Genomic DNA, 25,326 nt, shown 5'->3' on the forward strand with positions numbered 1-25,326 from the left:
TGCCGCGGTGGGCCTCTTCCGCAGGCGGCGCCGGAAGCCGGAACCGTGGGACCTGGTCACCGAGGCGGTGGCCGCCTTCGGTCGCGCCGGCGTGCCCGTGACCCCGGGCGCCGACGGCGAGCTGCGCACGTCCGACGGTCACGTGTACGGGCTGCACAACCTGGAGCTGGTCCTGCGGACGGCGCCGCGCGCGCAGTGGCCGCGGATCGTCGACCACCACGCCCGCACGATGGCCGCCGCCCGCGAGGACGAGGCCCCGACCTCGGTCGAGAAGGTGCGGGACATCCTGCTGCCGCGGGTGGTGGACACCGGCGCGGCGGGTGGGACCCTGCCCGCCGCGGCCCTCGCCGCGGGTCGGCCGCTCGCGCCCGGGCTGACGGTGCTGCCCGCGCTCGACCGTCCCGCGACGGTCGCGACGCTGTCCGCCGTGGACGACCTCGGCGGCTGGGACGCGATCTGGCCGGTCGCCACGGCGAACCTGCGCCACCTGCCGCTGCCCGAGCACCTGCCGGTGGACACCGAGACGGTGCCGTCGGCGCGGGTGCACGTGTTCCGCTCGGACGACTTCTTCGGGGCCAGCCGGGTGCTGGACCTGGACCACCTGCTCGCCGCCGTGCTCCGGCTGGAGCGTCCCGCGCACGGCACGCTGGTGGCGCTGCCCAACCGGCACGTGCTCGCGGTGCACGTGGTCGACTCCGCAGCCGTGCTGCGGGCCGTCCCCGCGCTGCTGGCGTTCGCCGAGGCGCAGGTCGACGGGCCGGGCCCGCTGAGCCCGCACGTGTACTACCGCTCCCCCGACGGCCGCCTCGAGCAGGTGTCGCGCCGCGACCCCGACGGGTCCGTGCACGTGGACGCCACCGGGGCGCTCGGGACCGCCCTGTCCCGGCTCGGCCTCACCGGCGACGACGACTGACACGACGAAGGGCCCGGCCCCCACGAGCGTGCTGCTCGTGCGGACCGGGCCCTCGCGTGCGTGGACCGGTCGGTCAGGCCTTGTCGGCCTCGTCCGCCGTGGTCTCCTCGGCCGGAGCCTCGGTCGCCTCGGTGGTCTCCTCGGCCTTCGGCTCCTCCGCCTTCGGCGCGGCCTTCGCGGCGGCCTTGGTGGCCTCGCGGACGACGGCCTGCTTCGGCGAGACGGGCTCGAGCACGAGCTCGATCACGGCCATGGGGGCGTTGTCGCCCTTGCGGGGGCCGATCTTCGTGATGCGGGTGTAGCCGCCCTGACGCTCGGCCATCTGCGGGGCGATCTCCACGAACAGCTCGTGGACGACCGACTTGTCGCGGACGACGGTCAGGACGCGACGACGGGCGTGCAGGTCGCCGCGCTTCGCGAAGGTGACGAGGCGCTCGGCGAGGGGGCGCAGGCGCTTGGCCTTGGCCTCCGTCGTCGTGATGCGCTTGTGCTCGAACAGCGCCGTGGCCAGGTTGGCCAGGATCAGCCGCTCGTGCGCCGGGCCGCCACCGAGCCGGGGACCCTTGGTGGGCGTAGGCATGTCGTTACTCCTTGGTTCCAGTGATGGGCCGGCGGGTCACGCGGTCAGCGTGCCCGCCTCCCCGGCGTCAGTACTGCTCGTCCTCGGTGAAGTCGCCCTCGTCGCCGTCGTAGTACGCGGCGGCGCTCGGGTCGAAGTCGAGCGGGCTGTCCTTGAGGGACAGGTTCAGCTCGGACAGCTTCTCCTTGACCTCGGTGATCGACTTCGCACCGAAGTTGCGGATGTCGAGCAGGTCGGCCTCGGAACGCGCCACGAGCTCGCCCACCGTGTGGATGCCCTCGCGCTTGAGGCAGTTGTACGACCGGATGGTCAGCTGCAGGTCCTCGATCGGCAGCGCCAGGTCCGCGGCCAGCGCCGCGTCCGTCGGCGACGGGCCGATCTCGATGCCCTCGGCCTCGACGTTCAGCTCGCGGGCGAGACCGAACAGCTCGACCAGGGTCTTGCCCGCCGAGGCGAGCGCGTCCCGCGGGCTGATGGCCGGCTTGGACTCGACGTCGACGATCAGCTTGTCGAAGTCGGTGCGCTGCTCGACACGGGTGGCCTCGACCTTGTAGGTCACCTTGAGGACCGGCGAGTAGATCGAGTCGACCGGGATGCGGCCGATCTCGGCCTCGAACGACTTGTTCTGGTTCGCCGAGACGTAGCCACGACCGCGCTCGACGGTCAGCTCGATCTCGAGCTTGCCCTTCTCGTTCAGGGTGGCCAGGTGCAGGTCGGGGTTGTGCACCTCGACGCCGGCCGGCGGGACGATGTCCGCCGCGGTCACGTCACCCGCACCCTGCTTGCGCAGGTACATCACGACCGGCTCGTCGTTCTCCGAGGAGACGACGAGGTTCTTGATGTTGAGGATGATCTCGGTGACGTCCTCCTTGACGCCCGGCACGGTGCTGAACTCGTGCAGCACACCGTCGATCCGGATGCTGGTCACGGCCGCGCCCGGGATGGACGACAGCAGCGTGCGGCGCAGGGAGTTGCCGAGCGTGTAGCCGAAGCCGGGCTCGAGCGGCTCGATGGAGAACCGCGACCGGTACTCCGAGATGACCTCTTCGGTCAGGGTGGGGCGCTGTGCGATGAGCACTTCGGGGTTCCTCTCAGCGTGCGTCCGCCATATGACGCAGCGCAGGTACTCGCTGGCCGACTCGGGTCTCGGTCCACCCGGACGACCGGCCGGCACCGCGGTGGGCGGGGGATCGCTCCCCCGCCCACCGGGGCCCGGCTACGGGATGTCAGACGCGGCGGCGCTTCGGCGGACGGCAGCCGTTGTGCGCCTGGGGCGTCACGTCCTGGATGGAGCCGACCTCGAGGCCGGCGGCCGTCAGCGAGCGGATCGCCGTCTCGCGGCCCGAGCCGGGGCCCTTGACGAAGACGTCGACCTTCTTCATGCCGTGCTCCGCGGCCTTGCGCGCGGCGGCCTCGGCGGCCATGCCCGCGGCGTACGGGGTGGACTTGCGCGAGCCCTTGAAGCCCACGTCGCCGCCCGACGCCCAGGAGATCACGGCGCCGCTCGGGTCGGTGATCGACACGATCGTGTTGTTGAAGGTGCTCTTGATGTGCGCCTGGCCGTGGGAGATGTTCTTCTTCTCCTTGCGGCGCGGCTTGCGCACGGAACTGCGGGTCTTGGGAGGCATCTGCTCGTTCTCTCTCGCTGCTGCTCAGTCGGGTCGGTGCGCCGGGCGGTCCCGGCCGGCTCGTCCGTGCGGACGGCGGCGCGGCGGACCGCGGCGGGCTACTTCCGGCCGGCCTTCTTCTTGCCGGCGACGGTGCGCTTCGGACCCTTGCGGGTACGCGCGTTGGTCTTCGTGCGCTGGCCGCGCACGGGGAGCCCGCGACGGTGGCGCAGACCCTCGTAGCTGCCGATCTCGACCTTGCGGCGGATGTCCGCGGCGACCTCACGGCGGAGGTCACCCTCGAGCTTGAAGTTGCCCTCGAGGTAGTCACGCAGCGTGACGAGCTGGGCGTCGTCCAGGTCCTTGACCCGGACGTCCGGGCTGATGCCCGTCGCGGCCAGCGTCTGCTGGGCGCGGGTACGGCCGACGCCGTAGATGTAGGTGAGCGCGATCTCGAGCCGCTTCTCGCGGGGGAGGTCGACGCCGACAAGACGTGCCATGTGCCTTTCGGCTCCTTGGACTTCGTCCGGAGGTCTGCCGCACCGTCCTCCCGCGGATCTGCGGGCCCCGGCCTCCGGGCCAGGGGTTCACCGGTCGCGACCCGCGGGGCGGGTGCGCTGCCGGTTCGGCGGTGCGCTGGTGCCGGGCCCCTCGGGGACCGGCGGGTGGTGCTGTGCTCGGACCGTGCCGAGCGTCAGGGCATCAGCCCTGGCGCTGCTTGTGGCGCAGGTTCTCGCAGATCACCTGGACGCGACCGTGCCGGCGGATCACCTTGCACTTGTCGCAGATCTTCTTGACGCTGGGCTTGACCTTCATGGCCTGTTCCTCCGCCGCCGATGCGCCGCCGACCCGCTCACGCGGACCGGCGACCGACGGCGATGCTCGTGCGGTCGATTTACTTGTAGCGGTAGACGATGCGCCCGCGGGACAGGTCGTACGGGCTCAGCTCGACCACCACGCGGTCCTCGGGGAGGATCCGGATGTAGTGCTGGCGCATCTTGCCCGAGATGTGGGCGAGCACCTTGTGGCCGTTGGTGAGCTCCACGCGGAACATCGCGTTCGGCAGGGCCTCGACCACGCTGCCCTCGATCTCGATGACACCGTCCTTCTTCGCCATGTCCTCCGCTAACTGTTGTCTGGCTGCTGGACCCACGCGGCCGCGCCGCCGGCGGACCGGCGGGGATGCTGCTGCGTGGTCGGGTGCGCGTGGCTCCCACGGACCGCCGGACCCCCGCGCGGGCGCACCCGTACGCGACGGACGTGCTCGGACGGACGCGCGACGACGACTGGGCGCACACCCAACGGACCATGGTACGCCATCGGGACGCATCGGAGAAACCGGGGCGGGGACCCTACGGCACGAGGCCTCCGGTCGCCCCGCACCCGGGCGTGACACGCCGGGCAGGGTCCGTGGGCAGAACGCCCGCGGGCCCCGGGATCTTCCCCCGGGGCCCGCGGACGTCAGCCCTCAGGCGCGGTGCCGACGGCGCGCCACCCGCGCGGGCGTGCCGACCACAGTCCGCGTCCGCCCGCCGACGGCGAGCAGCACGGCCCCCAGCGCGAGCAGCGCGGCGGCTAGGCCGAGCGGGCCCGCGAGGGTCGCACCGGTCACCGCGAGCGGCGAGCCGGCCGCGCCGGTGCCGCTGCCGGACGGGTCGGCGACCGGGTCGCTCCACGCGTCGTCCTCGGCCGCCAGCACCTCGAACCGGTACCCGCGCCCGTCGACGTTCACCGACGCGGTGTTGGTGACGTCGGCGGCGCCGGCGGCGACCCCCGTGACGATCCGCACGGTGGCGGACTCCCCGGCGGCGAGCGACCCGTCGTGGTCGCAGGTGACCAGGCGGTCCACCGCGGCGCACGCGAACCCGGTGCCCTGGGCGGTCCGGAAGGTCAGCGACCCGGGCAGGGCGTCGATGACGGTGAACCCGGCGTAGGCGTCCTGGGTGCCGGTCGAGGCGACCGTGACGTCCCAGGTGATGGTCGTCGCCGTGCGGGCGACCGCCGTCTTGCGCAGCGCGAGCTGCACGTCGCTGGCGAGGACCATGCCGAAGTCGAGCGTCGGGTCGTCCTCGCCGCCGACCAGGACGCGGGAGCCCGCGGACCAGGTCGAGGAGTCGAGGGCGCGGTCGGCGCCCGCTCCCGCGACGGTCGGGGCGTACCCGGCCAGCGCGGTGCGCGAGGCGATCCGGTCGACGCGGACGACGTACTCGCCGGGCAGCAGCCCGGTGAACACGTACCGCCCGTCGGCGTCCGTGGTGACCGGGGCGACCGGGGTGCCGTCGGCGGCGACGACGTCGCGGCCGTCCGGCGTCCGGAGCTCCAGCACGACCCCGGCGATGCCGGGCTCGCCGGCGTCCTGCACGCCGTCGCCGTCCCGGTCGAACCAGACCAGGTCACCCACCGAGACCGGGCGCTCCACGAGGCCCGCGTCCCAGGTCGGGTCGACGTACGGCGCGGTGACGCCGTCGGCGGGGGTGGTCGCGCGCAGCCCGGGGGCGTCCGGGCCGAGCGTGATCAGCGGGGTGCGCCCGAGGCCGGGCGTCCCGGCGTCCTCGACGTCGGAGTCGGCGTCGGCGCGCGGCGCGTCGGCCGAGCGCGGGACGGTCCAGCCGTAGCGGGCGGCGTCGGCCGGGGCGAGCTCGACCTCGACGCGGTAGTCGCCGGGCTCGAGCAGGTCGAACCACCACAGGCCGTCGGCGTCGGTCGTGGTGGTGCCGAGCACCGCCCCGCCCGCGTCGAGCAGCCGGACGGTCGCACCCGCGAACCCGGGCTCGCCCGGATCCTGCACGCCGTCCCGGTCGGAGTCGAGCCAGACGCGGTCGCCGAGCGCCCGCAGCGGCCGGTAGCCGAAGTCGAGCGTCAGGTCGGCCCCGCCGCCGACCAGCGTGGCGGAGGTGGCCGTGCCGGTCGAGGAGTCCGTCGCCGGGTCGCCGACGCCCGCGGGCGTGGTGACGTAGCCGGTGAGCGCGGGCGCCGAGGCGACCTCGTCCACGGTCACGACGTACGCGCCGGGGAGCAGCCCGTCGAACAGGTACGCGCCGTCGGCGGCGGTGGTCACCGGGCCGACCGGCTGCCCGGCGGCGTCGGTGACGGGGTCGCCGGACGGGGTGGTCAGGACGAGGACCACGCCGGGCAGGCCGGGCTCGCCGGTCTCCTGCACGCCGTCGCCGTCGAGATCCGCCCAGACGCGGTCGCCGACGCGCACCGGGCGCTCCACGAGGCCCGCGTCGCGGGTCGGGTCGGCGTAGTCGGCGTCGGCCCCGGACCAGACCGGGTCACCGGCCAGGTCGGACACCCGGACCAGGCCCGCGCCGGGGGCGAGCGCGAACGCCGCCGTCCGGCCGAGCCGCGCGGTCACGGCCTCGACGTCGGAGTCGGTGGCGATGTCGCCCGTGAGCGGGGTGGTGAACGTCCACCGGTCCGCGAGGGCGTCGGGCAGCTCGACCTCGACCCGGTAGGTGCCGGGGTCGAGGCCGTCGAACCGGTAGCCGCCGTCCGCGCCGGTGGTGGTCGTCGCCAGCACCGTGGTGCCGGTGCCGTCCGCGCCGCCGTCCAGCAGGCGCACGGTCGCGCCGGGCACGGCGTCCTCCCCCGGGCCCTGCACGCCGTCGCGGTCGGCGTCGAACCAGACCCGGTCGCCCACGGCGACGGGCCGCCACTGCACGCCCGCGTCGCGGGTCGCGTCCACGGACGTCGCGGTCAGCCCGGGGTGGGCGTCGCGCCACGCGGCGGGCATGTCCGCCACGGCGACGACGGTCGGCTGCGCGGTGGTCAGCACGACGTCGGCGATGCTGCCCGCCGCGGGGTCGGCGCCGTCGGGGACGACGTCGGAGTCGACGTCGTCGGCACCGGCGTCCGTCGTGGTGAACCGGTAGACCTCGGCCAGGGCCGGGCGCAGGGTGACGCGCACCTGGTACGTCCCGGCCGGGAGGCCGTCCACCACCCAGTCGCCCGCGGCGTCCGTGGTGGCCGAGGCCGCCCAGACGGCCGACGGGCCGCTGCCCTGGAAGACGTCGACCAGCGCGCCCTCGACCCCGCTCTCCCCGGGGCCCTGCACGCCGTCGCGGTCGGTGTCGAGCCACACCCGGTCGCCCACCGCGAGCAGCGGGTCACCGGTGGGCGGGGCCACGGCGTAGCGCGCGCCCGCCTTCAGCGGCACGGAGGTGACGTCGGCCGGACGCCCGGCGCCCGCGTCGGCGGGCACCCGGAACGCGAAGGAGTTCCACGCGTCGGTCGCGACGGGCGCGCCGGTCAGCGGGGTCCGCATGGACCACCCCACCCGCACGCGCTCGCCGTTGGAGAACCGGTCGCCGGACGCGAACGTCACCACGAACTTGAAGCCGGTGACGCGCGCGGCCTGCGCGGCGGGCACCGTGGACCCGGGGGTCAGCGGCGTCGCGCTCCACGTGCCGGGCACGGGGTCGAACGACCCGCTGGGCGCCGAGCCGCCCGCCCGGTAGTCGGCCGTGGTCGTGTACACCTGCAGGGTCGCGCCGGCGGGCAGCCCGCTGACGGCGGCGAGGGTCGGCACGACGCCGTCCCACACCGGGCGCCACTGGCTGCCACGGCGGCCGGACGCGCTGCCGTCCATCGCCGGGTAGTCGCCGACGGTCGGCAGCATGTCGACCATCTCGAGCCGGTCGGTGGTCACGCTGGCGCGGCTGGCGACCTGGATCTGCCAGTCGGTGCGCGAGCCCGCGGTGGTGACCACGGAGCACGGGTAGCGGTACCAGCCCGCGTCGGCGCCGGTGCCGCGCGGCGCGCAGGCGGCCGAGCGGCCGGGCTTGGCGGGGACGGTGCGCACGGCGCCCTCGGTGGACGCGGCGTCGCGCACCCACTTCTCGGACACGTAGACGTTGGCGCCGCCGATGGTCAGCGCGCCCGCCGTCGCGAGGCACGCCTGCGCGTCGGCGTCGTAGGTGCCGGGGGTGCAGGTGGTGCCGCCGTCGGTGCCGCCGGACACGGCGACCACCGGGCGGGACGCGGAGCCCGCGGTGGCGGTGTTCACGACGGAGGTCGTGGACAGCGCGTCCGCGATCCGCACCCAGAGCAGCACCTCGACCTGCTGGCCCGGGGCCAGGCGGTCGTCGGCGCCGAAGGTGAGCACGATCGTGTCCTCGTCGGCGGTCACCACGGGGGCGTCGAGCGGGCTCGCACCGCCGCCGGGCGCCTGGACGACCACCGGCTGCTCGCCGTCGGGCGGCGTGCCGTAGACCAGGGAGCCGTCCTCGGGCAGCCGGTCGGTGACGACCAGGCCGGTGAGGTCGGCCGCGCCGGTCCCCGTCGCGGTGTTCGCCACCGTGATCCGGTAGCGGACGGCATCGCCGGGCTTGCGCGCGGCGGCGTCGACCTCGGCCTTGGTGACCTGCACCGTGGCCGCCCCGGCGTGCACCGCGGTCGTGACGTCGCCGGTGGTCTGCTCGGTGGACGCGAGCTGGTCACGCACGGCCTGGGCGGTGATCCGGTTGCTGATCTCGCCGCGGACGGACTCGCCCGGGTTCACGGTCAGCTCGGGGGCCCCGTCGTGACGCCAGCCGTCGGCGCCGACCGCGCTGGGCAGCCCGCCCGTGCGCAGCTCCGTGCGCAGCACGCCCGCGAGGGTCGCCTGCCCGTAGCCCTCGCCGGGCGCGGTGAGGCGGCCGCCGCCGGTGTCGACGAACCGGATCCGGACGCCGATGACGTCGTCGGCGGTGACGCCGTTCGCCCCGGCCAGCGCGGCGAGGTCCCAGGTGGCGCCGGCGGTGGCGCCGGTCGCCCAGGTCGCCCACGCCTGCGTGCCGTCGTAGGCGCCGTCGGCGCCGATGTCGAGGGCGTCCCCGGCGACCAGCACCTCCAGGGTGGCGGCCTCCGCACCGGTGGGCAGCCGGTCCACGCGCAGGGTGCGCGCGGCGACCGCGTTGAAGTAGCGCGGGTCGGCGTCGGTGACCACGAGCTGGTCGGCCTCGGTGACGCCGAAGTTCTGCGCGGACAGCACCGACGTGACCGGCGCGCCGCCGGTGGCGTCACGCTGGACGTCGACGGGGGTGACGTCGAGCTCGGGGAACGCGACGACCTCGGGGTCGCGCACGGTGACCGTGGCGGCCGCGGTGCGCCGCAGCACGTCGGCGGTGCAGCCGGCCGCGGCGGTCGGGTCACCGGACTCGTCGGCGCAGACGCGCGCGTCCGAGACGCGGGTCTCGACCTCGTTGGTGACGCTCAGGCCGGTGGGCGTGGGGGTGCCGGTGACCCGGTTCTCGGCCAGCAGGCGCGTGGTGGCCGACAGCCGGACGGTGCCGACCGTGGTGATCCGGCCGGTGTAGCGCGCCTGGACCCCGACGACGTCGGCCAGGTCCGTCTCCGAGGCGGCCAGCGCGACGTCCCGGGTGACCGGGGCGTCGGCGGTGAGGCCGTCCTGGGCGTCCCACCGGTACAGCACCACCATCGGCGCGGCGGCGCCGTCGATGTCCGTGAGCACCGACAGGTCGGTGATCGCGAACTGCGCGAACGGCGAGTCCGCGTCGAGGTCGGTGGCGGTGTCGATGCCGGCGGGCTCGGTGAGCGTCAGCGAGTCGACGCGGGTGGTCGAGGTGCTGCGCCCGGTGACGGTCATGCGGGCCGACGGCCACGCCTCCGCCGGTGCGCCCGGGCCCTCGACGGGCAGCGCGAGCTGGTCGAGGTCGGTGCTGGGCTCCAGCGGCGTGCCGTTCTCGACGCGCAGCCAGGACTTGTTGGTCGCGACGCCCAGGGCGCCCGGCTGGATCCGGTAGGTCCACCAGCCCGAGGGGTTGATCGGCCCGCCCAGGTCGGTGGCCGTGCCCGCGCCGCCGACGGCGGTCCAGCCGGTGACCCGGCCGGAGTTCGCGACGTGCCCGGCGGATGCCGTGGTGTAGCGGAACGCGTTGTTCACCGGGGTCCCGGTCGAGCGCGACAGGTCACGCAGCCGCAGGCCGAGCTGGATCTCGCGGGCCGGGCCGTCCGTGCTGGCGACGGCACCGTCGGTGAGGGTGCCGAGCAGCGCCCGGCGCCAGTCGCCCGCGGGCACGGCGGCGTCGCGCTGCGGCCCGGTGCGGGGCTCGACGACGAGCTCGATCCCGCCGACGCGGCCCTGCAGCGCGGAGCCGACCGTCATGCCGGGGAACGCCCCCACGAACGGGAACGTCCCGGCGGCGAAGGTCACGTCGTTCCGGCCGCCCGCGGCGGCGCCCCAGGCACCGCCGGACCACTCCTCGGTGCGCAGCGAGTGCCAGGTGCCGTCCACGGTGTCGAACACCCGGACGTCGGTGATCTGGTCGAACACGAGGTAGGGGTCATAGGCGCTGCCGCCGACCGGCGCGGCGCCCGAGGTGATGGGCAGCACGCGGGTCAGGTCGAAGGAGTCCCAGAAGCTCTGGTCGCCCCCGGTCGCCGGGGTGCGGTCGCCCGCGGCCAGGCCGTTGGCGTCGGCGACCACCACGGAGGTGTGCGCCTGGCCGTCGGTGCCCCAGGTGAGCGTGGCGGTGGGCGTGGTGCCCGTGCCCTCGGTGCCGGTCCGGCTGTTCAGCACCTTGACCAGGGCGGTGGTGCCGTCCGGGCCGGGCGCGACGCCGGTGACGACGTCGGAGACGCGGGTCGGCGTGCTGCTGACGACGTTGCCCTCGATCGACGCCGAGGAGGTGATCTGCGCGACGTTGGTCAGCTGCCCGTCGACGGCCCAGGTCCGGCCGTTCAGGAACGGCGCGCGGGTCGCGAAGGTGATCCGCGCGCGGGCGGTGGTGCCGTCGGCGAAGGTCGTACCGTCGGCGGCCGTGGTGACGACCCGCATGCCGCGCCAGGTGGCGGAGCCCTGCAGGTCGGTCAGCGAGGCGGCGTACTCCTGCCACACCGGTGCCCCGGTGGTGTTGGTGTAGTACTCGACGCGCACGTCCGCCCCGGCGGGGGCCTCGCCGTCGACGGCGGTCGGGCGGAACACGTCCCACCAGGCGGCGCCGGTGGTGCCGCCGGAGGTGGCCGCGCGGGCGCTGTCCTCGACCAGCAGCGTGTCGGGCAGGTGGCCGCTGGCACCGGGCCGGGCGATCCCCTCGAGGACCACGGTGGCGGTGCCGCCGGTGACGGCGACGTAGGGCTCGACCACGTACTTCGAGCCCGCGACGCCGACCGTCGGGACGGCCACGGGGATCGTCGCGGCGGTCACCGGGCGGTTGCCGCTGCGCGCCGCGCGCGGGGTGATCGCGGAGGTCTCGGCGCCGAGGACGGTGCGCACGGAGGTGTGGGCGGCGTAGGTCTGCGCCTGCGCGGACGTCGCGGCCCGCAGCAGGTACGGCAGGGTCACGGTCGCGCCCAGGGGCACGGCGGCCCCGGTGCCCCGCAGCACGGCGGAGAACCCGGTGACCTCGGACCAGGACGTGAGCCCGAACGCCGCGGGGTCGGTCGGGACGGCCGGGGCGGTGGCGTCGAGGTCGACGACCGGGGAGGTGCCGGACGCGGAGGTCACGGTGAGCTGCAGGCGCGCGGGACCGGTCAGGCCGGTGACGACGACCCCGGAGCCGTCGGCCGACGTGCCACCGCCGCGGGCGGCGCCGAAGCCGGCGAACGCCAGGCCGGAGCCGAGGACGCGGGTGTCGCGCGCGGGCAGGTCGGGGTCGAGCGCGGCGTTGGTCGCGGTGATGTCGGCCGTGGCCGCGGGGACCGTGAGCACGAGCTGGTCGACCGCGCGGCGGGACCAGTTGGTGCCCGCGGCGGTCGCGGCGACGAACCCGCCGCCGTAGACCGTCCCGGCGACCAGACCCGTGAGCGCGGTGCGGGACCCGGCGTACGGCCGGGGGTCGAGCACGCGGAACCCGCGGCTGTCCGCCACCGGCGACGAGGTCGTGGCGCCGCGCACGGCCGAGGAGGTCGCGGTGCCGGTCACGGTGAGCGTGTTGAGGTCCGAGGCCGGGTCGAACGTCGCCGCGGGGGCGTCGGTGACGTAGGACGCCGCGGCGCCCGCACGGGTCACCGGGGTCGAGCCCGCGCTGGCGTGCTCGCGCACGCCGACGACGACCGTCGCGGTGGCGCCGGACGGCAGGGTGCTGCCGGAGGCGGCGGTGAACGCGAGGCGCAGGCCGGTGAGGGCCGAGCGGACCGCGGGGTCGATCCCGGCGAGCAGGTCGGCGGCCGCCTGCGGGCTGCCCGCGGCGACGGTGCCGATCGCGACCTGGGCGGGGGCGGAGGACGCACCGGTCCAGCGCCAACCGGTGACCGTGACCGACGCGGCGTCGGTGGGCCAGCCGGTGACCGTCACGTCGGTGAGGTCCGTGAGCATGCCGACGGTCCCCGCCGCCGGGCGCTGGGTCGGGTCGGTGCCGCCCCACTGGACCGTGAACGTCTCGGCCGGGTCCCCCGTGAGGCGGGCGGTGACGGTCGCGGTGTTGGTCGGGCTGTCCGTGCCGTCGTCCACGCCGGACAGGTACGCCGTCCGCGCCCAGGCGAGCGCGGTCGTCGTGGCGAGGTTCACCGGGAACGCGCCCGTGACGCGGACGCGCGACGGGGTGCCCGCGCCGACCTCGGACGACGGGGTGATCACGGCGCTGCCCTGCTGGGTCCCGCCTCCGGACGGGGTGACCAGCGCGGCGGCGAAGGTGAACGTCCCGGTGGTGCCCGCGAGCAGGCCGGAGCCGCCCTCGGTGAGCTCCTCGGCGAACGCCACCCGGAACGCGATCGCGGCCGCGGGGTCGGCCGTGACCTGGGTCGCCGCGGCGTCGGTGAAGTAGGTGACCGTCGGCGCCGGGTCGAGGCCCGCGACCGACACCGGCGCCGTGAGGCGGAACCGGTCGAGCACGACCGTGCCCGCGGCGTCGACGCAGTCCTCGGTGTCGCTGGCGCAGCGGTACGCCACCTGCGTGGTGGTCGTCGAGCCCGCCGGGGTCGCGGTGTACGCGAGGTCCGAGGCGTAGGCCGGGTCCGCGGCGGGGGCCGGGGTCGTCGCGGCCGCACCCGCGGTCACGGAGAACCCGGTGACCTGGAGGGTCGGCTCGTCGGCCGCGACGGCGACGGTGGCCGACGCGGCGAGGGCGAGGGGGGCGAGGAGAGCGCCGACCGTGACGAGCACGGCAGGGCGGCGCAGGGTGTGCCAGAGGCGCATGGGGGCAGGTCCGGAGGTCGCGCGGGCGCGCGACGACACAGGCCTTCACGCGGGAGACGACCTACCTTCGGCAGCGAGCGCCGCCCGCTTCAGTCCGGTATCGGGTGAAAGCACCCAGAACGCGCCCTATGTCCGGTTTTCGCCCGGGTGGTAGCACCCGCGCGGGGGACCCCTTTCACCCGCACGTGGCGGGCGAGCGCTCTCCCCCGCTACGCCAGCGGGGCCACCGTGACCCCGCGGGCCGCGAGCTCCGCCGCGCCCCCGTCCACGGCCGTGAGCACCCAGATGCCACCCTCGTGCAGCGCCACCGAGTGCTCCCAGTGCGCGGCGCGGGACCCGTCGGCGGTGACGACCGTCCAGTCGTCCTCCAGCACCTCGGTGGCCTGCTCGCCCCGGGTGATCATCGGCTCGACCGCCAGGCACATGCCCGGGCGCAGCCGCAGGCCCCGCTCGCGGGTCCGGTAGTTCAGCACGTCCGGGGGCTGGTGCATGGCCGAGCCGATGCCGTGCCCCACGTAGTCCTGCACGATGCCGAACGGGACGCCGTCGTTCGCCGCGGACCCGAACGCCTCGACGGCGTCCTCGACCGCGTCGCCGACCACGCCGAGGCGCTCCGCGATGCCCGGGACCCCCGGGGTGCCCGCCAGGGCGGCGATGCCGTCCCACATGGCGCGCTCGGTCACCGCCGCCAGCGCCACGTCGGCCGGGTCGGCCTCGGGCAGCACCACCGTCAGCGCCGAGTCGCCGTGCCAGCCCTCGACCACGGCCCCGCAGTCGATCGACACGACGTCGCCCGGCTCCAGCACCCGGTCGCCCGGGATGCCGTGCACGACCTCGTCGTTCACCGACACGCAGATCGTCGCCGGGTACCCGTGGTACCCCAGGAACGACGGGGTCGCCCCCGCGTCCGCGATCACGCCCGCCGCGACGGCGTCCAGGTCGGCCGTCGTCACGCCCGGGCGCGCGGCCGCGCGGGTCGCCGCCAGGGCGTCCGCCACGACCAGGCCCGCACGGCGCATCAGCAGCACCTGCTCCGGCGTCTTGAGCTCGATCTTCTCGCGGCCGAACACGGTCCCCTCCCCCGGTGTCAGGCGACGCGCGACGCGAGGGCGGCCAGCAGCCGCTCCGTCACCGCGTCGACCTCGCCGATGCCGTCGACCCGCACCAGCAGGTCGCGCTCGGCGTACCGGCCGGACACCGGCGCGGTCTGCTCGGCGTACACGTCCAGGCGGCGGCGGATCACCGGCTCGGTGTCGTCCGCGCGACCCTCGATCTCGGCGCGCTTCAGCAGGCGCTCCACGACCACGTCCGCGTCGGCGGTGATCTCCAGCGCCGCGTCCAGGGTCGTGCCCAGGTCCGCGAGGATCGCCTCGAGCTCGTCGACCTGCGCCACGTTGCGGGGGTAGCCGTCCAGCAGGAAGCCGCCCGCGGCGTCCTCCTGGGCCAGGCGGTCCCGCACCATCGCGTTGGTCACCGAGTCCGGGACCAGCTCGCCGCGCGCGGTGTACTCCTGCGCCGTGCGGCCGAGCTCCGTGCCGCCCTTGATGTTCGCCCGGAAGATGTCGCCGGTCGAGATCGCGGGGACGCCCAGGTGCTCCGCCAGGCGCGCGGCCTGGGTGCCCTTGCCGGCCCCGGGAGGGCCGAGCAGGACGAGACGGGCGGTGTGCGGCGCGGTCGACGCGTCGGTCATCGGAGGAACCCTTCGTAGTGACGCTGCTCGAGCTGCGACTGGATCTGCTTCACCGTCTCCAGGCCGACGCCCACGACGATGAGGATCGACGAGCCGCCGAACGGCACGTTGGTGCCGACGCCGAGCACGATGAACGCGATGGTCGGGATGAGCGCGACCAGGGCGAGGTACAGCGAGCCGGGGGCCGTGATGCGGGTGATCACGTAGTCCAGGTACTCGGCCGTCGGACGGCCCGCGCGGATGCCCGGGATGAAGCCGCCGTACCGCTTCATGTTGTCCGCGACCTCGTCCGGGTTGAACGTGATCGCCGTGTAGAAGTAGCAGAAGAAGATGATCATCACGACGTACAGCGCGACGTGCAGCGGGGCGCCCGGGTCGGCGATGTTCACCGCGACCCACTGCCGCCACCCGGCGGTCTGGTCGCCGAAGCCGGCGAGCAGCGCGGGGACCTGCAGGATCGACGACGCGAAGATCACCGGGATCACGCCGGCCATGTTGATCTTGATCGGGATGTACGTGGACGAGCCGCCGTACGTGCGCCGACCGACCATGCGCTTGGCGTACTGCACCGGGATGCGGCGCTGGGACTGCTCGACGAAGACGACCAGCGCGATCACCAGGACGATGATCGCCATGATGATCAGGAACGCGCCGATGCCGCCGGAGCCGCCCGCGATCGACCACATCGCGCCCGGGAAGGACGCGGCGATCGAGGTGAAGATGAGCAGCGACATGCCGTTGCCGACACCGCGCTCGGTGATGAGCTCGCCCAGCCACATGATCAGACCGGTACCGGCGGTCATCGTGATGATCATGATGAGCGTCGTGAGGATGCTGCCGTCCGGGATCACGTCCACGGAGCAGCCGACGAACAGCTGGCCGTTGCGGGCGGTGATGATGACGGTCGTCGACTGCAGGACCGCGAGGCCGATCGTCAGGTAGCGCGTGTACTGCGTGAGCTTCGCGGTGCCGGACTGGCCCTCCTTGTGCAGGGCCTCGAACTTGGGGATCACCACGCGCAGCAGCTGGATGATGATGCTCGCCGTGATGTACGGCATGATCCCGAGCGAGAACACCGACAGCTGCAGCAGGGCGCCGCCGCTGAACAGGTTCACCAGCCCGAGCAGGGTGTTGTCCTCGCCCATCTGGTCGATGCAGACCTGGACGTTGGGGTACGACACCCCGGGCGTCGGCAGGAACGAGCCCGCCCGGAACACCACCATGATCCCGATGGTGAACAGCAGCTTGCGCCGCAGGTCGGGTGTCCGGAACGCCCGCACGAATGCGCTGAGCACGTGTCCTCCTGCTCCGCCGAAGCGGGATGTCGTCTGACCGGCGCGGCGCACCTGGCCGGCCTCTGCGGTGTCGTCGGAGCGACACACACCGCCGTGAACCCTAACGGACTTCCGTCCGTGGGTGGGGAACGCCCCACCGGCCACGAAGCCGGTAGGTGGCGGTCACGCGGAGCGCGCGACCCCCGGGGACGCAGAACGGGGCCGGCGAGGCGTGGAGCCCTCGCCGACCCCGTTCGTCAGGATCAGTCCTGCGCGACGCTGCCGCCGGCCGCCAGGATCTTCTCCTTGGCGGAACCGGAGTACGCGTCGACGGCCACGGCCACCTTCACCGTGATCTCGCCGGTGCCGAGCACCTTGACGGGCTGGCCCTTGCGGACCGCGCCCTTCGCGACGAGGTCGGCGACGGTGACGTCGCCGCCCTGCGGGTACAGCGCCGACAGCTTGTCCAGGTTCACGACCTGGTACTCGACCCGGAACGGGTTCTTGAAGCCGCGGAGCTTGGGCAGCCGCATGTGCAGCGGCATCTGCCCACCCTCGAAGCGCTCCGGCACCTGGTACCGGGCCTTGGTGCCCTTGGTACCGCGACCGGCGGTCTTGCCCTTGGACGCCTCACCACGACCCACGCGGGTCTTGGCGGTCTTGGCGCCCGGAGCCGGACGCAGGTGGTGCACCTTGAGGGTGCCGCCCGCGCCCACCTCCTCGGCGGGCTTCTCGGCCTTGGCCTTCGGAGCGGCCTTCGCCTTGGCGGCGGGCTTCTCCTCCGCAGCCGCCTCGGCCTTGGCCTTGGTGGTGCGGGTGGCGGGCTTCTTCGCGGCCGGCTTCTCGGCGGCGGCCTCGGTGGCCGTCGCCTTCTTGGCGCGCGTGGTCTTCGGAGCCGCGGCAGCGGTCTCCTCGACCTTCTCGGTCTCCTTCTCCGCCATCGTCACTCCACCTCCTCGACCGCGACGAGGTGCGTCACCGTCTTGACCATGCCGCGGATCTCAGGACGGTCCTCCTTGACGACGACGTCGCCGATCCGCTTCAGGCCCAGGGTGCGCAGCGTGTCGCGCTGGTTCTGCTTGCCGCCGATGGCGGACCTGGTCTGGGTGACCTTCAGACGGGCCATCAGGCACCCACCTTCTCGGTCTTGGCCGCGATGCCGGCAGCCTGCGCGCGGAGCAGCGGCGCCGGGGCGACGTGCTCGAGCGGCAGACCACGGCGAGCGGCGACAGCCGCCGGCTCCTCGAGACCCTGCAGCGCCGCCACCGTGGCGTGCACGATGTTGATGGCGTTGGAGGAGCCCAGGGACTTCGACAGGATGTCGTGGACGCCGGCGCACTCCAGCACCGCACGCACCGGACCACCGGCGATCACACCGGTACCCGGCGACGCGGGACGCAGGAAGACGACACCGGCAGCGGCCTCACCCTGGATGGGGTGCGGGATGGTGCCCTGGATGCGGGGGACGCGGAAGAAGTTCTTCTTCGCCTCCTCGACACCCTTCGCGATCGCGGCGGGCACCTCCTTGGCCTTGCCGTAGCCGACACCGACCGTGCCGTCGCCGTCGCCGACGACCACCAGGGCGGTGAAGCTGAACCGGCGACCACCCTTGACGACCTTGGCGACGCGGTTGATGGACACGACGCGCTCGAGGAACGCGCTCTTCTCTGCGGCGTCGCCCCGGCGGCCGTCACGACGACCACCGTCGCGGCGGTCACCGCCGCCCTGACCCTGGGGAGCACCGCCCGTGTTGCTGCGCTGAGGAGCAGCCATCAGTGGATCCTCTTCTTCGATGCGGGAATGGTCGTCGTCGTCACAGGGACAGCCCGCCCTCGCGAGCAGCGTCTGCGACAGCGGCCACCCGGCCGTGGTACTTGTTGCCGCCGCGGTCGAAGACCACCGCGTCGATGCCGGCCGCCTTGGCGCGCTCGGCGATCAGCTCGCCGACGCGCGTGGCCTTGGCCGTCTTGTCGCCCTCGGCGCCGCGCAGGTCGACCTCGAGCGTCGAGGCGGAGACCAGCGTGCGACCCACAGCGTCGTCGACGACCTGCGCGACGAGGTTGCGGTTCGACCGGGTGACGACCAGGCGCGGACGCGCGGCGGTGCCGACGACCTTCTTGCGCAGACGCAGGTGGCGGCGCTTGCGGGCCTTGAACTTGCCCTTGCCGATAACCGTGATCGCCATGGCTACTTACCAGCCTTTCCGACCTTGCGGCGGACGTTCTCGCCCGCGTAGCGCACACCCTTGCCCTTGTACGGCTCGGGCTTGCGGATCTTGCGGATGTTCGCGGCGACCTCGCCCACCTGCTGCTTGTCGATGCCCGACACCGAGAACTTGGTGGGGCTCTCGACCGCGAAGGTGATGCCGGCGGGCGGCGTCACGGACACGGGGTGGCTGAAGCCGAGCGCGAACTCCAGGGAGTCGCCCTTCGCGGCCACGCGGTAACCGGTGCCGACGATCTCGAGCTTCTTCTCGTAGCCCGCGGTGACGCCGGTGACGAGGTTCGCGAGCAGCGTGCGCGTGAGGCCGTGCAGCGACCGCGAGAGGCGCTCGTCGTTCGGACGGGTGACCACGAGGGCCCCCTCGTCGTCACGCGCGACCTCGATGGGGGACGCCACCGTGTGCGTGAGGGTGCCCTTGGGGCCCTTCACCGTCACGACGGCTCCGTTGATGGACACATCCACGCCGGCCGGGACCGAGACGGGAATTCTGCCGATACGAGACATTGGCTAGCTCCTTTCCGTCTCGGACTTACCAGACGTAGGCGAGGACTTCCCCACCCACGCCCTTCTTGGAGGCCTGCTTGTCGGTCAGGAGGCCGGAGGACGTGGACAGGATCGCCACGCCCAGGCCGCCGAGGACCTTCGGCAGGTTGGTGGACTTCGCGTACACCCGGAGGCCGGGCTTCGACACGCGCTTGATGCCGGCGAGCGCACGCTCGCGGCTCGGGCCGTACTTCAGCTCGACCACGAGGTTCTTGCCCACGCGGGCGTCCTCGACGGTCCAGCCGGAGATGTACCCCTCGGCCTGCAGGATCTCCGCGATGTGCGACTTCAGCTTCGAGTACGGGATGGACACCGTGTCGTGGTGCGCCGAGTTCGCGTTGCGCAGACGCGTCAGGAAGTCTGCGATCGGGTCGGTCATCGTCATGGGGGCTATCGCCCTTCCTCGCCGCGGTTTCCGCGGCGGCCGCCCTCACGGGACGGTCCGCCGCGGACCTTCGACGTCGTTGTTACCAGCTGCTCTTGGTCACACCGGGGAGCTGACCCGCGTGGGCCATCTCCCGCACGCAGATGCGGCACAGGCCGAACTTGCGGTACACGGAGTGCGGACGGCCGCACCGCTGGCACCGGGTGTAGGCCCGCACGGCGAACTTCTGCTTGCCCGCGGCCTTGTTGATCAGGGCGGTCTTCGCCATGTCAGTTGTCCTCCTTGAACGGGAAGCCCAGGTGCTTCAGCAGCGCCCGGCCCTCCGCGTCGGTGGTGGCGGTGGTGACCACCGTGATGTCCATGCCGCGGACACGGTCGATCTTGTCCTGGTCGATCTCGTGGAACATCGACTGCTCGGTCAGACCGAAGGTGTAGTTGCCGTGGCCGTCGAACTGCTTCGCCGACAGGCCGCGGAAGTCGCGGATGCGGGGAAGGGCCGTCGACAGCAGGCGGTCCAGGAACTCCCAGGCACGGTCGCCGCGCAGCGTGACGTGCGCGCCGATCGGCATGCCCTCGCGCAGCTTGAACTGCGCGATGGACTTGCGGGCCTTGGTGACCTGCGGCTTCTGGCCGGTGATGTGCTGGAGGTCGCGGATCGCGCCCTCGATCAGCTTCGAGTCCTTGGCGGCGTCACCGACACCCATGTTCACGACGACCTTCACCAGGCGCGCGACCTGGTTGATGTTCTCGTGCGCGAACTCGGTGTGCAGAGCGCCGCGGATCTCCTCGTTGTACCGCGTCTTCAGGCGCGGCACCGGGTAGGCCCGGGTGGTCTCGTCGACGGTCATCAGATGTCCTTACCGGAACGCTTGGCGACGCGGACCCGCACGGAGCGGGTCCGGCCGTCGCGCTCGACCTGCTCGGTGCGGTAGCCGACCCGGGTACCACGCTTGGTCTCCGGGTCCACCAGCATCACGTTGCTGATGTGGATGGGCGCCTCGACCGTCTCGATGCCACCGGTGCGGGAGCCACGGGTGCTCTGGCCGACCTTGGTGTGCTTCGTGACGCGGTGGATGCCCTCGACCAGGACGCGGTCGCGGTCCGTGAGGACCTCGAGGACGCGCCCCTGCTTGCCCCGGTCCTTGCGGGAGCCGGAGATGACGACGACGAGGTCGCCCTTCTTGATCTTCGCCATGGTCAGAGCACCTCCGGCGCCAGCGAGATGATCTTCATGAACTTCTTGTCGCGCAGCTCGCGGCCCACGGGGCCGAAGATGCGCGTGCCACGGGGCTCGCCGTCGTTCTTGAGGATCACCGCGGCGTTCTCGTCGAACTTGATGTACGAGCCGTCCACGCGCCGGCGCTCCTTGCGGGTGCGCACGACGACCGCCTTGACGACGTCGCCCTTCTTGACGTTGCCGCCGGGGATCGCGTCCTTGACGGTGGCGACGATGGTGTCACCGATACCGGCGTAGCGACGGCCCGAGCCACCGAGAACGCGGATGCAGAGGATCTCCTTGGCACCCGTGTTGTCGGCGACACGAAGTCGCGACTCCTGCTGAATCATCTACAGAACTCCTGTCGTCTGCCGGTTCTCGCACGAGGTGCGAGCCTGGCCGAACGGATAAGTGGTGAGGAGGGCGCGGACTACTTCGCCTTCTCGAGGATCTCCACCACGCGCCACCGCTTGGTCGCGGACAGCGGGCGGGTCTCCATGATGAGGACCAGGTCGCCGACACCGGCGTTGCCGGCCTCGTCGTGCGCCTTGACCTTGCTCGTGCGCCGGATGACCTTGCCGTAGAGCGGGTGCTTGACCCGGTCCTCGACCTCGACCACGACGGTCTTCTGCATCTTGTCGCTGACCACGTAGCCCCGACGCGTCTTGCGGTAGGCGCGAGCCTCCGCGACGGCGGTGGTGGTCTCGTTGGTGTTCTCAGTCATCGAGTCCCTCACTCGCTCGCGCTGGGCGCGGTCCGGATGCCGAGCTCGCGCTCACGCAGGATCGTGTAGATCCGCGCGATGTCGCGACGCACGGCCTTCAGGCGGCCGTGGCTCTCGAGCTGACCGGTGGCCGACTGGAAGCGCAGGTTGAACAGCTCCTCCTTGGCCTTCTTCAGCTCGGCCACGAGGCGCTCGTCGTCGAAGGCGTCCAGCTCGGTGGGAGCCAGGTCCTTGGTGCCGATAGCCATCAGTTACCACCCTCGCGAACCACAAAACGGGTCTTCATCGGGAGCTTGTGCTGCGCGCGGCGCATGGCCTCGCGAGCCAGGGGCTCCGGGACGCCGGCGAGCTCGAACATCACTCGGCCGGGCTTGACGTTGGCGATCCACCACTCCGGCGAACCCTTACCGGAACCCATGCGGGTCTCGGCAGGCTTCTTGGTGAGCGGACGGTCCGGGTAGATGTTGATCCAGACCTTGCCGCCACGCTTGATGTGGCGGGTCATCGCGATACGAGCAGCCTCGATCTGGCGGTTCGTGACGTACGCCGGCTCCAGGGCCTGGATGCCGAACTCGCCGAACGAGATCGCGGTGCCACCGGTCGCGGCGCCGGAGCGCCCCGGGTGGTGCTGCTTGCGGTGCTTCAGCCTGCGCGGGATCAGCACGGCTCAGGCCTCCGTTCCGGTCTCAGGAGCCGACGTCTCCGCAGCGGCAGCAGCCGGGGCGGCCTCGGCCGCGGGGGCCTCGGTGCGCTCGGTGCGACGGCCGCCGCCACGGGGGCCACGGTCGCCGCCGCGGTCGCCACGGTCACCGCGGGGGCCGCGGTTCTGCCGGGGCGCCTGCGTCGCCTGCTCGCGAGCGAAGTCGCGCTCGGTCATGTCGCCCTTGTAGACCCAGACCTTCACGCCGATGCGGCCGAAGGTCGTGCGGGCCTCGAAGAAGCCGTAGTCGATGTTCGCGCGGAGCGTGTGCAGGGGCACGCGGCCCTCGCGGTAGAACTCCGTGCGGCTCATCTCCGCGCCACCGAGGCGGCCGGAGACCTGCACGCGGATGCCCTTGGCGCCGGCGCGCTGCGCGGACTGCATGCCCTTGCGCATCGCACGACGGAAGGACACACGGCTCGCCAGCTGCTCGGCGATGCCCTGGGCGACCAGCTGGGCCTCGATCTCGGCGTTCTTGACCTCGAGGATGTTCAGCTGGACCTGCTTGCCCGTGAGCTTCTCGAGCTCGCCGCGGATGCGGTCCGCCTCGGCGCCGCGGCGACCGATGACGATGCCCGGGCGCGCGGTGTGGATGTCGACGCGGACGCGGTCACGCGTGCGCTCGATCTCCACCTTCGCGATGCCCGCGCGCTCCAGGCCCGTGGCCATGAGCTTGCGGATCTGCACGTCCTCGCGGACGTAGTCCCGGTACCGCTGACCCGGCTTGGTCGAGTCGGCGAACCACCGCGAACGGTGGTCGGTCGTGATGCCCAGGCGGTACCCGAGCGGGTTGACCTTCTGTCCCACTGTCAGGCCCTTCCCTTCGTCTCACGCTCAGCGATGACCACGGTGATGTGGCTCGTCCGCTTGAGGATCTGGCTCGCACGGCCCTGCGCCCGGGGGCGGAACCGCTTGAGCGTCGGGCCCTCGTCCACGTACGCCTCCGCGACGTAGAGGTTGCCCTCGTCGAAGCGCTCGCCGGCACGCTTGGCGCCCTCACGGGCGTTGGCGATCGCGGACTCGACGACCTTGAGGACCGTCTCGCCCGCGGCCTGCGGCGCGAACTTCAGCGTCGACACGGCCTCGCCGGCCTGCTTGCCACGGATGAGGTCCACGACGCGCCGGGCCTTCTGGGGCGTGACGCGGACGAACCGCGCCTTCGCCTTGGCTTCCATTGCTGTCCTGCCTTCTTGTCTCTGCCGTCAGGGCAGTCGCTCTGCTGACCCGGGGGTCAGCGGCGACGGCCCTTCCGGTCGTCCTTCTCGTGGCCGCGGAACGTCCGCGTCGGAGCGAACTCGCCGAGCTTGTGCCCGACCATCGACTCCGTGACGAACACCGGCGTGTGCTTGCGACCGTCGTGCACCGCGAACGTGTGACCCAGGAAGTCGGGCGTGATCATCGATCGGCGCGACCAGGTCTTGATGACGTTCTTGGAGCCGGCCGCGTTCTGCGCGTCGACCTTCTTCTGCAGGTGCCCGTCGACGAAGGGCCCCTTCTTGAGGCTGCGAGGCATTCTCCCGGCTCCCTATCAGCGCTTCTTGCCGGTGCGGCGGCGACGGACGATGAGCTTGTCGCTCGGCTTGTTCGGACGACGCGTGCGGCCCTCCGGCTGGCCCCAGGGGCTCACCGGGTGACGACCACCGGACGTCTTGCCCTCACCACCACCGTGCGGGTGGTCGATCGGGTTCATCGCGACACCACGGACCGAGGGGCGCTTGCCCTTCCAGCGCATGCGGCCGGCCTTGCCCCAGTTGATGTTCGACTGCTCGGCGTTGCCCACCTCGCCGACCGTCGCGCGGCAGCGCAGGTCGACGTTGCGGATCTCGCCGGACGGCATGCGCAGCTGCGCGTACGGGCCGTCCTTCGCCACCAGCTGCACCGAGACACCGGCCGAGCGGGCGATCTTCGCGCCGCCACCGGGCTTGAGCTCGATGGCGTGGATGGTCGTACCGGTCGGGATGTTGCGCAGCGGCAGGTTGTTGCCGGGCTTGATGTCAGCACCCGCGCCGTTCTCGACGACGTCGCCCTGCTTCAGCTTGTTCGGCGCGATGATGTAGCGCTTCTCGCCGTCCGCGTAGTGCAGGAGCGCGATGCGCGCCGTGCGGTTCGGGTCGTACTCGATGTGCGCGACCTTGGCCGGCACGCCGTCCTTGTCGTGACGACGGAAGTCGATCACGCGGTAGGCGCGCTTGTGCCCGCCACCCTGGTGCCGCATCGTGACGCGGCCGGTCGAGTTGCGACCACCCGTCTTGTGCAGCGGGCGGACGAGCGACTTCTCCGGCGTGGAGCGCGTGATCTCGACGAAGTCGGCGACGCTCGCGCCGCGGCGCCCCGGCGTCGTCGGCTTGTACTTACGGATTCCCATGGGGATCTGTCCTCAATCTGCTCTCGGGCCCGGTCAGCCGACCGGTCCGCCGAAGATGTCGATCGTGCCCTCGCGGAGGGTGACGACCGCGCGCTTCGTGTCCTTGCGCTTGCCGAGGCCAGCACGAGTCCGCCGGGACTTGCCCTTGCGGTTGATCGTGTTGACGGAGTCGACCTTCACGGAGAAGACCTGCTCGACCGCGATCTTGATCTCGGTCTTGTTGGCCCGCGGGTCGACGATGAAGGTGTACTTGCCCTCGTCGAGCAGGCCGTAGCTCTTCTCGGAGACGACCGGCGCGATCAGGATGTCGCGGGGGTCCTTGGCGACGGTGGTCACTTGGCGTCCTCCTCGGCCTCGGACGACGTCGCGACGGCGCTGGCGCCGCGGCCCTTGGTGGGACCGGCGAGGAACGTGTCGAGCGCGCCCTGGGTGAACACGACGTCGTCGGAGACGAGCACGTCGTAGGTGTTGAGCTGGTCGGCGACGAGCAGGTGGACCCGCTCGACGTTCCGCAGCGACTTCCACGCCAGCTCGTCGTCCCGCTCCACGACCACGAGGACGTGCTTGCGGCCGGACAGCTGGTCCAGGACCGCGAGGGCGGCCTTGGTCGACGGGGCCTCGTTGATGCCGAAGCCGGTCACGACGTGGACGCGGCCGGCACGCGCGCGGTCCGAGAGAGCACCGCGGAGCGCCGCGGCCTTCATCTTCTTCGGGGTCCGCTGCGTGTAGTCGCGGGGGGTCGGGCCGTGGACGGTGCCACCGCCGGCGAACTGCGGCGCACGGGTCGAGCCCTGACGGGCGCGGCCGGTGCCCTTCTGCTTGTACGGCTTCTTGCCGCCACCACGGACCTCGCCACGGGTCTTCGTGTCGTGGGTGCCCTGGCGCGCCGCGGCGCGCTGCGCCACGACGACCTGGTGGATCAGCGGGATGTTCGTCTGCGCGTCGAACACCTCACCGGGCAGGTCGGCCGTGCCGGCCTTCTTGCCCGTGGTGTCGACGACGTCGACGGTCAGCGTCTCGGACATGGG

30 protein-coding genes are annotated in these 25,326 nt (G+C 72.8%); 1 reads left to right on the plus strand and 29 read right to left on the minus strand.

Annotation, left to right across the window (positions count from 1 at the left end):
* The first annotated feature begins 7 nt into the window (after positions 1-7).
* The gene (locus EBM89_RS01355; protein ID WP_147463418.1) at positions 8-913 is read left to right on the plus strand and encodes a hypothetical protein; all 906 of its coding nucleotides are present in this window, start codon (positions 8-10) and stop codon (positions 911-913) included.
* A gap of 73 nt (positions 914-986) precedes the next feature.
* On the opposite strand, the gene rplQ is transcribed toward EBM89_RS01355, so the two are convergent.
* From rplQ to rplD, 29 genes are all read right to left on the minus strand, one after another.
* Positions 987-1,493, minus strand: a complete 507-nt coding sequence (gene rplQ / locus EBM89_RS01360; protein WP_122147668.1) for a 50S ribosomal protein L17 — start codon at positions 1,491-1,493, stop codon at positions 987-989.
* 67 nt (positions 1,494-1,560) lie between these two features.
* Positions 1,561-2,571 carry a DNA-directed RNA polymerase subunit alpha gene (locus EBM89_RS01365; RefSeq protein ID WP_122147669.1) on the minus strand — a complete coding sequence of 337 codons (1,011 nt, stop codon included), beginning with the start codon at positions 2,569-2,571 and terminating at the stop codon, positions 1,561-1,563.
* 148 nt (positions 2,572-2,719) lie between these two features.
* Complete coding sequence (gene rpsK, locus EBM89_RS01370) at positions 2,720-3,121, minus strand: 30S ribosomal protein S11 (protein WP_122147670.1); 402 nt, start codon at positions 3,119-3,121, stop codon at positions 2,720-2,722.
* Between the two features lie 98 nt (positions 3,122-3,219).
* On the minus strand, positions 3,220-3,600 hold the full coding sequence (gene rpsM, locus EBM89_RS01375) for a 30S ribosomal protein S13 (protein WP_122147671.1): 381 nt from the start codon (positions 3,598-3,600) through the stop codon (positions 3,220-3,222).
* Positions 3,601-3,802: 202 nt separating this feature from the next.
* Entirely contained in the window at positions 3,803-3,916 is a 114-nt protein-coding gene (gene rpmJ / locus EBM89_RS01380; protein ID WP_013117849.1) for a 50S ribosomal protein L36, read from the minus strand.
* Between the two features lie 79 nt (positions 3,917-3,995).
* Positions 3,996-4,217, minus strand: coding sequence for a translation initiation factor IF-1 (gene infA / locus EBM89_RS01385; protein WP_013770189.1), 222 nt, complete (start codon positions 4,215-4,217; stop codon positions 3,996-3,998).
* A gap of 351 nt (positions 4,218-4,568) precedes the next feature.
* Complete coding sequence (locus EBM89_RS01390) at positions 4,569-13,178, minus strand: SdrD B-like domain-containing protein (protein ID WP_122147672.1); 8,610 nt, start codon at positions 13,176-13,178, stop codon at positions 4,569-4,571.
* 209 nt (positions 13,179-13,387) lie between these two features.
* Positions 13,388-14,248, minus strand: a complete 861-nt coding sequence (gene map, locus EBM89_RS01395; RefSeq protein ID WP_122147673.1) for a type I methionyl aminopeptidase — start codon at positions 14,246-14,248, stop codon at positions 13,388-13,390.
* 17 nt (positions 14,249-14,265) lie between these two features.
* Positions 14,266-14,868 carry an adenylate kinase gene (locus tag EBM89_RS01400; RefSeq protein ID WP_122147674.1) on the minus strand — a complete coding sequence of 201 codons (603 nt, stop codon included), beginning with the start codon at positions 14,866-14,868 and terminating at the stop codon, positions 14,266-14,268.
* Positions 14,865-16,163, minus strand: a complete 1,299-nt coding sequence (gene secY, locus EBM89_RS01405) for a preprotein translocase subunit SecY (RefSeq protein ID WP_122147675.1) — start codon at positions 16,161-16,163, stop codon at positions 14,865-14,867. The genes EBM89_RS01400 and secY overlap by 4 nt, the downstream gene beginning before the upstream one ends.
* A 242-nt stretch (positions 16,164-16,405) precedes the next feature.
* Positions 16,406-17,083 (minus strand): 50S ribosomal protein L15, encoded by a 678-nt coding sequence (rplO, locus tag EBM89_RS01410; RefSeq protein WP_122147711.1) that lies wholly within the window; start codon positions 17,081-17,083, stop codon positions 16,406-16,408.
* A gap of 2 nt (positions 17,084-17,085) precedes the next feature.
* Positions 17,086-17,268 (minus strand): 50S ribosomal protein L30, encoded by a 183-nt coding sequence (gene rpmD / locus EBM89_RS01415; protein WP_013117860.1) that lies wholly within the window; start codon positions 17,266-17,268, stop codon positions 17,086-17,088.
* Complete coding sequence (gene rpsE / locus EBM89_RS01420) at positions 17,268-17,915, minus strand: 30S ribosomal protein S5 (RefSeq protein ID WP_122147676.1); 648 nt, start codon at positions 17,913-17,915, stop codon at positions 17,268-17,270. Before rpsE ends, rpmD begins: the two co-directional genes overlap by 1 nt.
* Before the next feature lie 40 nt (positions 17,916-17,955).
* Positions 17,956-18,327, minus strand: a complete 372-nt coding sequence (rplR, locus tag EBM89_RS01425) for a 50S ribosomal protein L18 (RefSeq protein ID WP_122147677.1) — start codon at positions 18,325-18,327, stop codon at positions 17,956-17,958.
* A gap of 2 nt (positions 18,328-18,329) precedes the next feature.
* Positions 18,330-18,869, minus strand: coding sequence for a 50S ribosomal protein L6 (gene rplF, locus EBM89_RS01430; RefSeq protein ID WP_122147678.1), 540 nt, complete (start codon positions 18,867-18,869; stop codon positions 18,330-18,332).
* A gap of 25 nt (positions 18,870-18,894) precedes the next feature.
* Complete coding sequence (gene rpsH / locus EBM89_RS01435) at positions 18,895-19,293, minus strand: 30S ribosomal protein S8 (RefSeq protein ID WP_122147679.1); 399 nt, start codon at positions 19,291-19,293, stop codon at positions 18,895-18,897.
* Positions 19,294-19,375: 82 nt separating this feature from the next.
* Positions 19,376-19,561, minus strand: coding sequence for a type Z 30S ribosomal protein S14 (locus EBM89_RS01440; protein ID WP_122147680.1), 186 nt, complete (start codon positions 19,559-19,561; stop codon positions 19,376-19,378).
* A 1-nt stretch (position 19,562) separates the two neighbouring features.
* The gene (gene rplE, locus EBM89_RS01445) at positions 19,563-20,141 is read right to left on the minus strand and encodes a 50S ribosomal protein L5 (RefSeq protein ID WP_122147681.1); all 579 of its coding nucleotides are present in this window, start codon (positions 20,139-20,141) and stop codon (positions 19,563-19,565) included.
* Positions 20,141-20,488 (minus strand): 50S ribosomal protein L24, encoded by a 348-nt coding sequence (gene rplX, locus EBM89_RS01450; RefSeq protein WP_122147682.1) that lies wholly within the window; start codon positions 20,486-20,488, stop codon positions 20,141-20,143. The genes rplE and rplX overlap by 1 nt, the downstream gene beginning before the upstream one ends.
* Before the next feature lie 2 nt (positions 20,489-20,490).
* On the minus strand, positions 20,491-20,859 hold the full coding sequence (gene rplN, locus EBM89_RS01455) for a 50S ribosomal protein L14 (protein ID WP_122147683.1): 369 nt from the start codon (positions 20,857-20,859) through the stop codon (positions 20,491-20,493).
* A gap of 80 nt (positions 20,860-20,939) precedes the next feature.
* Positions 20,940-21,233 (minus strand): 30S ribosomal protein S17, encoded by a 294-nt coding sequence (gene rpsQ / locus EBM89_RS01460; RefSeq protein ID WP_199731931.1) that lies wholly within the window; start codon positions 21,231-21,233, stop codon positions 20,940-20,942.
* Positions 21,234-21,241: 8 nt separating this feature from the next.
* A complete protein-coding gene (gene rpmC, locus EBM89_RS01465; RefSeq protein ID WP_109130752.1) occupies positions 21,242-21,481 on the minus strand; it encodes a 50S ribosomal protein L29 in 240 nt (79 codons plus the stop codon).
* On the minus strand, positions 21,481-21,897 hold the full coding sequence (rplP, locus tag EBM89_RS01470) for a 50S ribosomal protein L16 (protein WP_122147685.1): 417 nt from the start codon (positions 21,895-21,897) through the stop codon (positions 21,481-21,483). Before rplP ends, rpmC begins: the two co-directional genes overlap by 1 nt.
* Before the next feature lie 3 nt (positions 21,898-21,900).
* On the minus strand, positions 21,901-22,740 hold the full coding sequence (rpsC, locus tag EBM89_RS01475) for a 30S ribosomal protein S3 (protein ID WP_122147686.1): 840 nt from the start codon (positions 22,738-22,740) through the stop codon (positions 21,901-21,903).
* Between the two features lie 2 nt (positions 22,741-22,742).
* Positions 22,743-23,108: a 50S ribosomal protein L22 gene (rplV, locus tag EBM89_RS01480; RefSeq protein ID WP_122147687.1), complete on the minus strand. Its 366-nt coding sequence runs from the start codon at positions 23,106-23,108 to the stop codon at positions 22,743-22,745.
* A gap of 56 nt (positions 23,109-23,164) precedes the next feature.
* Entirely contained in the window at positions 23,165-23,446 is a 282-nt protein-coding gene (gene rpsS, locus EBM89_RS01485) for a 30S ribosomal protein S19 (RefSeq protein WP_122147688.1), read from the minus strand.
* 15 nt (positions 23,447-23,461) lie between these two features.
* A complete protein-coding gene (rplB, locus tag EBM89_RS01490) occupies positions 23,462-24,298 on the minus strand; it encodes a 50S ribosomal protein L2 (RefSeq protein ID WP_122147689.1) in 837 nt (278 codons plus the stop codon).
* Positions 24,299-24,331: 33 nt separating this feature from the next.
* Positions 24,332-24,634 carry a 50S ribosomal protein L23 gene (rplW, locus tag EBM89_RS01495; RefSeq protein WP_122147690.1) on the minus strand — a complete coding sequence of 101 codons (303 nt, stop codon included), beginning with the start codon at positions 24,632-24,634 and terminating at the stop codon, positions 24,332-24,334.
* Entirely contained in the window at positions 24,631-25,323 is a 693-nt protein-coding gene (gene rplD / locus EBM89_RS01500; protein WP_122147691.1) for a 50S ribosomal protein L4, read from the minus strand. The genes rplW and rplD overlap by 4 nt, the downstream gene beginning before the upstream one ends.
* Positions 25,324-25,326 lie beyond the last annotated feature (3 nt).

This window comes from Cellulomonas triticagri (genome assembly GCF_003696205.1).
Lineage (GTDB): Bacteria > Actinomycetota > Actinomycetes > Actinomycetales > Cellulomonadaceae > Cellulomonas > Cellulomonas triticagri.

What these genes read in the sequence shown, in the direction of transcription:
- rplQ (WP_122147668.1), bottom strand. Translation starts at nt 1,493, where the DNA reads ATGCCTACGCCCACCAAGGGTCCCCGGCTCGGTGGCGGCCCGGCGCAC.
- rpsK (WP_122147670.1), bottom strand. Translation starts at nt 3,121, where the DNA reads ATGCCTCCCAAGACCCGCAGTTCCGTGCGCAAGCCGCGCCGCAAGGAG.
- rpsM (WP_122147671.1), bottom strand. Translation starts at nt 3,600, where the DNA reads ATGGCACGTCTTGTCGGCGTCGACCTCCCCCGCGAGAAGCGGCTCGAG.
- rpmJ (WP_013117849.1), bottom strand. Translation starts at nt 3,916, where the DNA reads ATGAAGGTCAAGCCCAGCGTCAAGAAGATCTGCGACAAGTGCAAGGTG.
- infA (WP_013770189.1), bottom strand. Translation starts at nt 4,217, where the DNA reads ATGGCGAAGAAGGACGGTGTCATCGAGATCGAGGGCAGCGTGGTCGAG.
- EBM89_RS01390 (WP_122147672.1), bottom strand. Translation starts at nt 13,178, where the DNA reads ATGCGCCTCTGGCACACCCTGCGCCGCCCTGCCGTGCTCGTCACGGTC.
- EBM89_RS01400 (WP_122147674.1), bottom strand. Translation starts at nt 14,868, where the DNA reads ATGACCGACGCGTCGACCGCGCCGCACACCGCCCGTCTCGTCCTGCTC.
- rplO (WP_122147711.1), bottom strand. Translation starts at nt 17,083, where the DNA reads ATGGCGGAGAAGGAGACCGAGAAGGTCGAGGAGACCGCTGCCGCGGCT.
- rpmD (WP_013117860.1), bottom strand. Translation starts at nt 17,268, where the DNA reads ATGGCCCGTCTGAAGGTCACCCAGACCAGGTCCGCCATCGGCGGCAAG.
- rpsE (WP_122147676.1), bottom strand. Translation starts at nt 17,915, where the DNA reads ATGGCTGCTCCTCAGCGCAGCAACACGGGCGGTGCTCCCCAGGGTCAG.
- rplR (WP_122147677.1), bottom strand. Translation starts at nt 18,327, where the DNA reads ATGGCGATCACGGTTATCGGCAAGGGCAAGTTCAAGGCCCGCAAGCGC.
- rplF (WP_122147678.1), bottom strand. Translation starts at nt 18,869, where the DNA reads ATGTCTCGTATCGGCAGAATTCCCGTCTCGGTCCCGGCCGGCGTGGAT.
- rpsH (WP_122147679.1), bottom strand. Translation starts at nt 19,293, where the DNA reads ATGACGATGACCGACCCGATCGCAGACTTCCTGACGCGTCTGCGCAAC.
- EBM89_RS01440 (WP_122147680.1), bottom strand. Translation starts at nt 19,561, where the DNA reads ATGGCGAAGACCGCCCTGATCAACAAGGCCGCGGGCAAGCAGAAGTTC.
- rplE (WP_122147681.1), bottom strand. Translation starts at nt 20,141, where the DNA reads ATGACCGTCGACGAGACCACCCGGGCCTACCCGGTGCCGCGCCTGAAG.
- rplX (WP_122147682.1), bottom strand. Translation starts at nt 20,488, where the DNA reads ATGGCGAAGATCAAGAAGGGCGACCTCGTCGTCGTCATCTCCGGCTCC.
- rplN (WP_122147683.1), bottom strand. Translation starts at nt 20,859, where the DNA reads ATGATTCAGCAGGAGTCGCGACTTCGTGTCGCCGACAACACGGGTGCC.
- rpsQ (WP_199731931.1), bottom strand. Translation starts at nt 21,233, where the DNA reads ATGACTGAGAACACCAACGAGACCACCACCGCCGTCGCGGAGGCTCGC.
- rpmC (WP_109130752.1), bottom strand. Translation starts at nt 21,481, where the DNA reads ATGGCTATCGGCACCAAGGACCTGGCTCCCACCGAGCTGGACGCCTTC.
- rplV (WP_122147687.1), bottom strand. Translation starts at nt 23,108, where the DNA reads ATGGAAGCCAAGGCGAAGGCGCGGTTCGTCCGCGTCACGCCCCAGAAG.
- rpsS (WP_122147688.1), bottom strand. Translation starts at nt 23,446, where the DNA reads ATGCCTCGCAGCCTCAAGAAGGGGCCCTTCGTCGACGGGCACCTGCAG.
- rplB (WP_122147689.1), bottom strand. Translation starts at nt 24,298, where the DNA reads ATGGGAATCCGTAAGTACAAGCCGACGACGCCGGGGCGCCGCGGCGCG.
- rplD (WP_122147691.1), bottom strand. Translation starts at nt 25,323, where the DNA reads ATGTCCGAGACGCTGACCGTCGACGTCGTCGACACCACGGGCAAGAAG.